The organism is Candidatus Eisenbacteria bacterium, assembly GCA_035712145.1.
GTDB lineage: Bacteria > Eisenbacteria > RBG-16-71-46 > RBG-16-71-46 > RBG-16-71-46 > DASTBI01.
The window spans coordinates 1-2,203 of the sequence record DASTBI010000015.1 but is presented as its reverse complement, the minus strand read 5'-3'; the positions used below and the strand labels follow the sequence as shown (position 1 = coordinate 2,203).

Here is a 2,203-nt window from a genome sequence, read left to right as displayed (position 1 = left end):
GTTCCGCTGATGATCAGCGCCGGCTCGTGGAGCGAGAAGCCCGTGGCGGCCACCGCGAGCCCGGTGAAGGAGTTGAGCAGCGAGATCACCACCGGCATGTCGGCGCCGCCGATCGGCACCACCATCAGCACGCCGAAGAAGAGCGAGAGCACGGTGAGCACGAGAAAGGCGTTCATGCCGCCGCCCATGGAGATCCAGACCAGCGTCGCGATGATGCCCAGGAAGAGCGCGCCGTTCAGCGCCTTCTGGAGCGGGGAGGTGATCGCCTTCTCCATGAATCCCGAAAGCTTGCCGAAGGCGACCAGCGAGCCCCAGAAGGAGAGCGAGCCGATCACCAGACCGAACAGCGTGGCGCCGAAGCCGAGCGCGTCGGCGGTCTCGCCATGCTGGATGCGCGCGAATTCGACCACCGAGATCAACGCCGCCGCGCCGCCGCCGCAGCCGTTCAGCAGCGCGACCATCTGCGGCATCTCGGTGATCGCGACCTTGCGGGCGCCGATGGTTCCCGCGATCGCGCCGACCAGGATGCCGACGATGATCAGCACACCCGCGTCCGAGCCGGGCTCGAGCTGGCCGCCGCCCCAGATGAAAATGAACGAGGCGACGACGGCGAACGCCATGCCGATCGCGGCGAGCTGGTTGCCGCGCCGCGCCCGGCGGGGATGGCTCAGGAACTTGAGGCCGACGATGAAGAGGATGGCCGAGGTCAGATAGGCGACGTCGGAGAGGAGCTTGGGATTCACGACTTCCTCCCGTCGCTCTTCTTGGACTTGAACATCTCCAGCATGCGGTCGGTGACCACGAAGCCGCCGAACAGGTTGGCCGAGCCGAGCACCACCGCGGCGAAGCCGATCCACTTGAGCACAGCCTGGTCGTGGGCCTGCGCCAGCACCAGCATGCCGCCCAGCATCACGATCCCGTGAATGGCGTTGGTGCCAGACATCAGTGGCGTGTGGAGCTGCACCGGCACCTTGGAGATCACCTCGAAACCCACGAAGACCGCCAGCACGAAGATGTAGATCGCATACAGGATCAGCGTGCCTTCGCTCACGAAGCCCTCCCGGCCGGGGCCGCGGAGGCGGCCGCTGCCTGCGGTCGATGGATGCAGCTGTCGCGGATGATGTCGTCTTCCCAGTCGAGCTTCAGCTCGCCTTCCTTGGTCACCATGAGCTGGAGCAGAGCGTGAACGTTGCGCGAGTAGAGCTGGCTGGCATGGAACGGCATCAATGCCGCCACGTTGACCATGCCGAAGATGCGCACTCCGTGGTGCTCGACCGTTTCGTTGGGACGGGTCAGCTCACAGTTCCCGCCCGTCTCCGCAGCGAGGTCCACGATCACCGAGCCTGGCTTCATGCTCTCCACCATCGCGCGAGTGATGAGCAGCGGCGCCTTCCTGCCCGGGATCGCCGCGGTGGTGATGGCGACGTCGGCGGCTTGGAGGCGTTGGGCGATGAGCGCCTGCTCCTTCTTATGGTGCTCCTCGCTCAGCTCCTTGGCGTAGCCGCCCGCGCCAACACCGGCGTCGCCGAGCTCGAGGCCGACAAAGGTGGCGCCGAGACTCTGAACTTCCTCCTTCACCGCCGGCCGCACGTCGAAGGCTTCCACCTGCGCGCCCAGTCGCCGGCAGGTGGCGATTGCCTGTAGCCCCGCGACACCGGCGCCGAGGATGAACGCGCGTGCGGGGGGAATCGTTCCGGCCGCGGTCATCAGCAGCGGGAAGTAGCGTGGCAGCGCGTTGGCCGCGATCAGCGCGGCCTTGTACCCGGCGATGTTGGCCATCGACGAGAGCGCGTCCAGCTTCTGCGCCCGCGAAGTGCGCGGGATCATCTCCATCGAGAACGCGGTGACACCGCGGGTCGCCAGCCGCTTGACCGCCTCGGAACCGGCGTCGCGTCCCAGGAAGGCGATGAAGACAGCGCCGCTCGGGACCAGATCCGCCTCGTGAGCGCCGAGGGCGGGATGGGAGACGGGCTCTCTCACCTTCACCACCACCTGCGCCCCTTCATAGGTCTCGCGCGGACCCGGCGCGATCGTGGCGCCGGCCTGCCGGTACGCGTCGTCGGTGTTCGAGGAAACCGTTCCTGCTCCGGTCTCGACGGCCACCTGGTGGCCGGCCTTGACGAGCTTGCCGACCGTCTCGGGAACGATGCTCACCCGGGTCTCACCGGGTGTGACTTCACGGGGAATGCCGAGGCGCACGAAG

General features: G+C 67.2%; 3 protein-coding genes. All 3 read right to left on the bottom strand.

Features of this window, described 5'->3' with window-relative positions; genetic code table 11:
* Positions 1-743 (bottom strand): NAD(P)(+) transhydrogenase (Re/Si-specific) subunit beta (locus VFQ05_00710; protein HET9325273.1); only part of this gene is annotated, 743 nt, incomplete at its 3' end.
* Positions 740-1,051: an NAD(P) transhydrogenase subunit alpha gene (locus VFQ05_00705; GenBank protein ID HET9325272.1), complete on the bottom strand. Its 312-nt coding sequence runs from the start codon at positions 1,049-1,051 to the stop codon at positions 740-742. The genes VFQ05_00705 and VFQ05_00710, both read right to left, overlap by 4 nt.
* A partial coding sequence (locus tag VFQ05_00700; protein ID HET9325271.1) for a Re/Si-specific NAD(P)(+) transhydrogenase subunit alpha occupies positions 1,048-2,203 on the bottom strand: 1,156 nt, incomplete at its 5' end. The genes VFQ05_00700 and VFQ05_00705, both read right to left, overlap by 4 nt.